This window comes from Massilia sp. P2_C2 (assembly GCF_056404615.1).
Map to the genome: position 1 here is coordinate 24,937 of NZ_JBFUDR010000036.1, position 7,177 is coordinate 32,113.

Annotated in this window: 6 protein-coding genes; 2 read left to right on the forward strand and 4 right to left on the reverse strand. The window is 66.6% G+C overall.

Annotation, left to right across the window (positions count from 1 at the left end; genetic code table 11):
• Nucleotides 1-7: 7 nt before the first annotated feature.
• The 4 genes from AC1DYX_RS06795 to AC1DYX_RS06810 form a co-directional block, all read right to left on the reverse strand.
• Nucleotides 8-484, reverse strand: coding sequence for a hypothetical protein (locus tag AC1DYX_RS06795; RefSeq protein WP_477257597.1), 477 nt, complete (start codon nt 482-484; stop codon nt 8-10).
• Nucleotides 485-486: 2 nt separating this feature from the next.
• On the reverse strand, nt 487-711 hold the full coding sequence (locus AC1DYX_RS06800) for a hypothetical protein (protein WP_477257599.1): 225 nt from the start codon (nt 709-711) through the stop codon (nt 487-489).
• Nucleotides 712-866: 155 nt separating this feature from the next.
• Nucleotides 867-2,534, reverse strand: a complete 1,668-nt coding sequence (locus tag AC1DYX_RS06805; RefSeq protein WP_477257601.1) for a sodium:solute symporter family transporter — start codon at nt 2,532-2,534, stop codon at nt 867-869.
• 329 nt (nt 2,535-2,863) lie between these two features.
• On the reverse strand, nt 2,864-4,465 hold the full coding sequence (locus AC1DYX_RS06810; RefSeq protein WP_477257603.1) for a methyl-accepting chemotaxis protein: 1,602 nt from the start codon (nt 4,463-4,465) through the stop codon (nt 2,864-2,866).
• Nucleotides 4,466-4,708: 243 nt separating this feature from the next.
• Between AC1DYX_RS06810 and AC1DYX_RS06815 the strand changes: the two genes are divergently transcribed.
• Together AC1DYX_RS06815 and AC1DYX_RS06820 are read left to right on the forward strand one after the other, a co-directional pair.
• Nucleotides 4,709-5,359, forward strand: a complete 651-nt coding sequence (locus AC1DYX_RS06815; RefSeq protein WP_477257605.1) for a cytochrome c3 family protein — start codon at nt 4,709-4,711, stop codon at nt 5,357-5,359.
• Nucleotides 5,338-7,177: molybdopterin-dependent oxidoreductase family protein (locus AC1DYX_RS06820; RefSeq protein ID WP_477257607.1), on the forward strand; the 1,840-nt coding region annotated here is incomplete at its 3' end. The genes AC1DYX_RS06815 and AC1DYX_RS06820, both read left to right, overlap by 22 nt.

Genomic DNA, 7,177 nt, shown 5'->3' on the forward strand with positions numbered 1-7,177 from the left:
TCCGGCGTCAGGCTGGCTCGGGTACCTGCGTGGCCTTGTGGCGCCACATGTTCATGTTGACGCCCGCCCGGTAATCGTCCTGCATGTCCGGCGTGAGCACTTCGAACATCAGCCCGTTCTCGATCCACAGCTCGACGACGTCGAACACGCCGCCGCGCGAGCAGGGCACGGTGCGCCAGCCTTCGCGCGCGCCGATCGCGAGGATTTCGTCGAGCGTGCGCTCGGTCACGATGGCCAGGTGGAAGCAGGCGTAGGGGCGTGGCGCCGCGTCCGGATGCGGGCGCGCCATGCCGTCTCCCGTGCCCGGTGCGATGGGTAGCGTGTGCGGATAGACCTCGACCATGGAACCGCGCGCATCGCCGGCCATGGCGACCCAGGCGCCCGGCCAGGGCGGAAAGCGGAACGATTGTCCGCTCCAGATCTCGGCGATGACGGCGGCGACGCGCTCGGGTTCGCGCGCGGGAATGGAAGCGTGGAAGATCATGGTTATCCTCGATCGGTAGCGGTGGATGCCAGGTTGGCGACGATGCGCACGCCCGCCCTCCCGGCCCTGCGGCCGGCATTGCCGAGGTAATTCGCGAGCACGGCCCAGGCCGGGACGAATCCCAGCTGCTGCTCGAGTGCACAGCGCGCGGCGCCCACGACGCAGCGCTCGATCTTGTCGAGCAAGGTGCCGGGCCGGGTGTGCGTTCCGGTGGTTGACGTGTCCATGACGGCCATGTTGGCAGATGGTTGCAAGACCGTCATGCCCCACCGGTGGGGGCATCGCGATGACTGGAACGCCCTTTGGAATGAAAAAAAGCAGCCGAAGCTGCCTTTTGTGTGATGCCGGCATTTGGTGGGCACCCCGTGCCCACCATGCGCATTTACCACCACATGCCGTAGATGGTGGCCAGCACCACGCAGATGACGGCCGAGCCGAGGGCGAACGCGCCGTCGACCTTGAACAGCCTGGTGTCGACGATCAGCGCCTTGACCTTGCCGCGGGCGAACACGGTGCTCAGCAGGACCATGCCGGCGACGACCAGCCAGAACACGATGAACATGCGGTCCAGGAACGGGATCTCGTAGACGCCCGAACCATTGTCGTGGGCGAAGCCGATCGGCGCGAGCACCGACAGGTCCACCATCCCCGGCAGGAACTTCAGGATGATCGAGAACACCAGKCCACCGACGGTCGCGAACATCGCGGCGCTCGACGTCGTCTTTTTCCAGAAGAAGCCCAGCAGGAACATCGCGAGGATGCCCGGCGAGACGAAGCCAGTGTATTCCTGGATGTACTGGAAGCCACCCTTCTTGTCGATGCCCATCAGCGGGGCGATCAGGACGGCCAGCAGCATCGACACGACGACGGTCACGCGGCCGATCCACACCATTTTCTTCTCGCTGACGTCCGGATGCAGGCGCTTCTGGTAGATGTCCAGCGTGAAGATGGTGGCGATCGAGTTGGCCTTGCCGGCCAGCGAGGCGACGACGGCGGCCGTCAGCGCGGCGAACGCGATGCCTTTCAGGCCCGACGGCAGCAGTGCCAGCAGCGTGGGATAGGCGCGGTCCGGATTCAGCTCGCCGCCGACGCGCATCGAGTCGCCCAGCACGCCGGAGCGGTCCAGTGCGAATGCGGCGATACCCGGCATGACGACGATCATCGGCATCACCAGCTTCAGGAACGCGGCGAACAGCAGGCCTTTGCGGGCGGTCGGCAGGTCGGCGCCCAGGGCGCGCTGCGTGATGTACTGGTTGCAGCCCCAGTAGTTCAGGTTGACGATCCACATGCCGCCGATCAAGGTCGACAGGCCCGGCAGGTCCATGTAGTTCTTGTTGTCGCGGCCCAGCACCATTTCGAAGTGGTCGCGCGTGGTGTTGTACAGCGTCGAGAAACCCTGCAGCGCACCGTGGCCGTTGCCGAGTTTGGCGACGAGGTCCAGCGCCAGCCACGTGGTCACGAGGCCGCCGATGACGAGGCAGGTCACCTGGATGACGTCGGTGTAGCCGATGACCTTCATGCCGCCCAGCGTGATGATGGCGGCGAAGAYGGCCAGGAACAGCATGCAGGGCAGCACGCCGATGCCGGTGACGCTGCCGATGGCCAGCGCGCCCAGGTACAGGATCGAGGTCAGGTTGACGACGACGTACAGGCCGAGCCAGAACAGTGCCATCGTCGTGGCGACGGCCTTGCCGTAGCGCTGTTCGAGGAACTGGGGCATCGTGTAGATGTGGTTCTTCAGGTAGACGGGCATGAAGAACACGGCGACGATGACGAGGGTGGCGGCGGCCATCAGTTCGTACACGGCGATGGCCATGCCGATGCGGAAGCCCGAGCCGCTCATGCCGATGAACTGCTCGGCGGAGATGTTGGATGCGATCAGCGATGCGCCGATGGCCCACCAGGTGAGCGAGCCTTCGGCCAGGAAGTAGTCGTGCGATGCGGAGGTATTCGCGCTTTTYTTGCGCCGGTAGACCCAGAGGCCATAGCCGGCGACGACSAYGAAGTACACGAGGAAGACAATAGAGTCGAGGCTGGAGATCAGGTTCATGAGAGTGTCTCGTTTGTCGGATTGCGCCTCGGATGAAGCGTAAATCCGCTGGTTGTTATATCGTCCACCGACGCCGGCAACTGCCTGAATGCTGCCGTTTTGCACGGTCGTCGAGCTTCCAATTTACGAGAGATTATCGGAAACGGGGAAGAAATGCTATTGCGAAATGTACTTTTTGCCTACTTTTATAACACTTTTTGTTTGCGCAAACATCTTGGCGCTGCAGGAAATGGAAGGAGTGCGGACGGCGCCTGAAAAGCGCTGTCCGCACGAGAGGAAACAGGGGATAAACAGCCATGTGGCGCCGGTCGGCGCCACGCAGGAAAGGCTCAGGCGACGACGAGCGCCCTGGTGTCGGAAACGTGGTGCGAGGCGCCGTTCAGTTTGAACACGCTGACCAGGTGATCGAGTGTCGCGGCCTGTTCGTGCAGGCTGTGGGCGGCCGTCGCGGCCTGTTCGACGAGGGCGGCATTCTGGTGGGTCACGCCGTCCATCTGGGTGATCGCCTGGTGTACCTGCTGGATGCCGGCGCTCTGCGCGCGGCCGGCATGGCTGATCTCGACCATCAGCTCGTGCATTCTCTGCACGGTCTGCAGCACCTCGCGCATGGTGGTCCCGGCTTCCGACACGAGGCCTGCACCGCTCTCGACCTGCTGCACGGACGCGCCGATCAGTTCCTTGATTTCCCTGGCGGCGGCGGCCGAACGCTGGGCGAGGGTGCGCACCTCGCCCGCGACGACGGCGAAACCGCGGCCCTGTTCGCCGGCGCGCGCCGCTTCCACGGCCGCGTTCAGCGCGAGGATATTGGTCTGGAAGGCGATGCCGTCGATGACGGCGATGATGTCGACGATCTTTTGCGACGAGGCGTGGATCGATCCCATCGTGTCGACGACGCGCGCCACGGCGGTGCTGCCCTGCTGGGCGACGCCGGCCGCCGTGTCGGCGAGGGCATTGGCCTGGCTCGCGTGTTCGGCATTATTGCGCACGGTCGCCGTCAGCTCTTCCATCGAGGCCGCCGTCTGCTGCAGGGCGCTGGCCTGCTGCTCGGTGCGCGAGGACAGGTCCATGTTGCCGGCGGTGATCTGCGTCGAGGCGCTGGAGATCGTGTCGGTGGCGGCGCGCACGTTGCCGACGATGTGCGCCAGGTTGGCCTGCATGGTCTTCATCGACGCGAGCAGGCTGCTGTCGTCGCCGGAGCGCGTCTGCACGTCCATCGACAGGTCGCCGGCCGCGATGTGGCGGACGATGTCGGTCGCGTAATCCGGCTCGCCGCCCAGGCGGCGCATCAGCCAGCGCGTGAGCAGCGTGGCGCCCGCGGCGCCCAGCAGTACGCTGCCGCAGATGAGCATGATGATCAGTGCACGCGATTCCTCGTAGCGGCGCGTGCCGTCGGCGGCAGCGTTGCGGCCGCCTTCGGTATACATGTCGACGACCTTGTCGACGTTGCCGCGCAGCGCCACGATCAGCTTGTTCGATTCGCCACGGATCAGCTGTTTGGCCAGCACGTCGTCGTTTGCATGCGCGGCGGCGCGCACCTTCACGGATTCGGCCATGTAGCGCTGCCAAAGGTCGAGGAATTCCGCATAAGCCTGCTTTTCTTCCGGCGACTCGAGCAGCTTGACGTAGTCGTCCTGCATGCGCTTCAGGTCGGCGAGGTCCTGCTCGATCACCTTGTCGTACTTGTCCATCTCGGACGGCTCGGTGGAAATGATGTATTGCAGCTCGCGCGTGCGGATGCGGGCGACTTGCGACTTGATGTCTTCGATGAGGCGGATGCCCGGCATCCAGTGCGCCGACAGGCGTTGCGTCGATTCGCTGACCTTGGACAGTTCACGGATGGAAATGAGGCCGACCAACACGGTCAGTGCAAGGACGGCGGCGAATGTGATGCCCAGCTTGCTGGCCAGGCGGAGTCGGTAGAACCAGTTCATCGGCAAAGTTTCAAATTAAGACGGTGGCAAAAAGTGAGGATTCCAACCAATCAATGATACCCGACATTCAATCTTTACGTAAGGCAATATCCTCATAAAGTTATTCGCTTAGTCAACTATATTGTTACGAATGTACGCTGCCCAGCGGTAACGTGCGCGGGCCTGCATGATGGCCAGCCTATACTGCGTAGGCCTGTTGTTCCGGAACTGTGCCGGACCATTCGAACCCGCATTGACACATCGATGGCGCCACCGTTTTCACGTCCCGCGGCCCTGTTCATCAAACTGATCCTGTTGGGTCTGGTAGTGGGCGCCGCGGCCTGGATCGCGCTGGCGCGCTGGACAATGACGCCTCGCAACGTGACCTACGCCCCGGTAGCCCAACCCATTCCGTTCAGCCACAAGCACCACGTGGCCGACGACGGGATCGATTGCCGCTATTGCCACACGTCGGTGGAGAACTCCGCCACGGCCGGGATGCCCTCGACGTCCGTCTGCCTCAGCTGCCACTCGCAGCTCTTCCTCGATTCGCCGGTACTGGCACCTCTCCACGAAAGCGCGCGCACGGGCAGGCCGATCCACTGGGTGCGCGTGCACGACCTGCCGGACTTCGTCTATTTCGAACACGACATCCACGTGAGCAAGGGCGTCGCCTGCATCGAGTGCCACGGCCGCGTGGACCAGATGCCCATCACGTGGCGCACCGCGGCGCTGGACATGCAATGGTGCCTGCGCTGCCACCGCGACGCGCCCGACCATGTGCGGCCGCTGAACCAGGTGTTGTCGATGGCGCCGCAAAAGCCGCTCACGCCGGACGAGGTGCGCCAGCTGAACCGGCTATACCATTTGCGCGATGCCCAGGCGCTGACCAATTGCTCGACCTGTCACCGATGACGCACGCCGGCCGCCCCATTATTCCGATCTTCGAGGACGAGCCGGCCCGGCGCCGCTTCCTGAAGCTGATGGCCGCGTCCGCGGCGCTGGCCGGCGCCGGCTGCAGCGGGCCGCCGTCCGAGCCCATCGTCCCCTATGTCACCATGCCGGAGCAGGGCGTGCCGGGCCTGCCCATGTTCTACGCCACCGCATTCGTACGGCGCGGACTGGCGCATGGCGTGCTCGTGGAATCGAACATGGGACGGCCGACGAAGGTCGAGGGTAATCCCGACCATCCCGTGGGCGCCGGCGCCACCGACGTGTTCGCGCAGGCGTCGATCCTGCAGTTGTGGGACCCGGACCGTTCGCAGGCCGTGTTCCGCGGCGAGGAGATGTCGACCTGGAGCGCGTTCGAGGGCGCGCTGCAGGCGCGCCGTCCCCGCTTCGAGCGCGATGGCGGCGCTGGCTTGCGCATCCTGACCGGCACCGTCACGTCGCCCACGCTGGCGCGTCAGCTGGACGCGTTGCGCCGGCGCCTGCCGGACATGCGCTGGCACGCATGGGATCCGCTGCACGACGATGGCGCGGCGGCGGCAGGCCGGCTCGCATTCGGCCGTGCCCTCGATCCTTTGTACCATCTGGATGCGGCACGCGTCGTGCTGGCGCTCGACGCCGACCTGTTCGGCGCGCTGCCCGGCAGCCTGGCGCACGCGCGGGCGTTCACGGCACCGCGCCGACTGGGGGCGCGCGCCGGCGCCAACCGCCTGTACGTGCTGGAAGCGACGCCGACCCTCACCGGCGCCTACGCCGACGCGCGCCTGGCCCGCACCCCGCACGAGATCGAGGCCGCGTTGTGGCGCATCGCCGCGCGCCTGGGGGCCGCGCCGGATGCGGGCCGCGCGGCCGATCCCCAACTGGACCGCTGGGAAACGGCCGTCGCGCAGGCGCTGGCAGGCGCCCGCGGCCATGCGCTCGTCGTCGCCGGACCGACGTTGGGCCCGGGCGCCCGCGCGCTGGCATATGCCTTGACCCGGCATCTGAACGCGGGCACGGACGGTCCGCTGGCCTTCATCGATCCGGTGGAACAGAGTCCCCTGGAGCACGGCGCTTCGCTCGCCGCGCTGGCCGACGACATGCGCGCCGGCCGCGTCGACACCCTCATCATGCTCGACGCGAACCCGGCCTACGATGCGCCGGCCGACATCGACTTCGCCGCGCTGCTGCAGCGGGTCCCGTTGAGTGCCCACCTGGGCCTGTATCGCGACGAGACGGCGCGCGCAGCCGGCTGGCACCTGCCGATGGCGCACTGTTACGAAGCATGGAGCGACGCCCGCGCCCACGAGGGCACGGCCACGATCGTGCAGCCGCTGATCGCCCCGCTGTACGGCGGCCGCTCCGCGCACGAGATCCTGGCGCTGCTGGCCGGTGCGGACAACCGCGATGGCCACGCCATCGTGCGCGCGACGTGGACGGGGCCGGGGACCGAGGCGGACGAACGCGCGTGGCGCGCCGGCCTGCGCCGGGGCATCGTCGACGGCAGTACGGCGCGTCCCGTCGCGGCACCGGTCATCCAGGCGGTGGCGCATATGGACGCGCCGGCGCCGACACCGGCGCCGCTCGTCGCCGTGTTCTCTCCCGACCCGGCCGTCGATGGCGGCGCATTCGCCAACAACGCCTGGCTGCAGGAATTGCCGCGGCCCCTGACGTCGCTCACGTGGGACAACGCGGCCCTCGTCGGCCCGGACACCGCGCGGCGCGCCGGCCTCGCCGATGGCGCCGTCGCGCGCCTGCGCGTGGACGGGCGCGCGGTCGAGGCGCCGGTGCTCGTCGTGGCCGGCC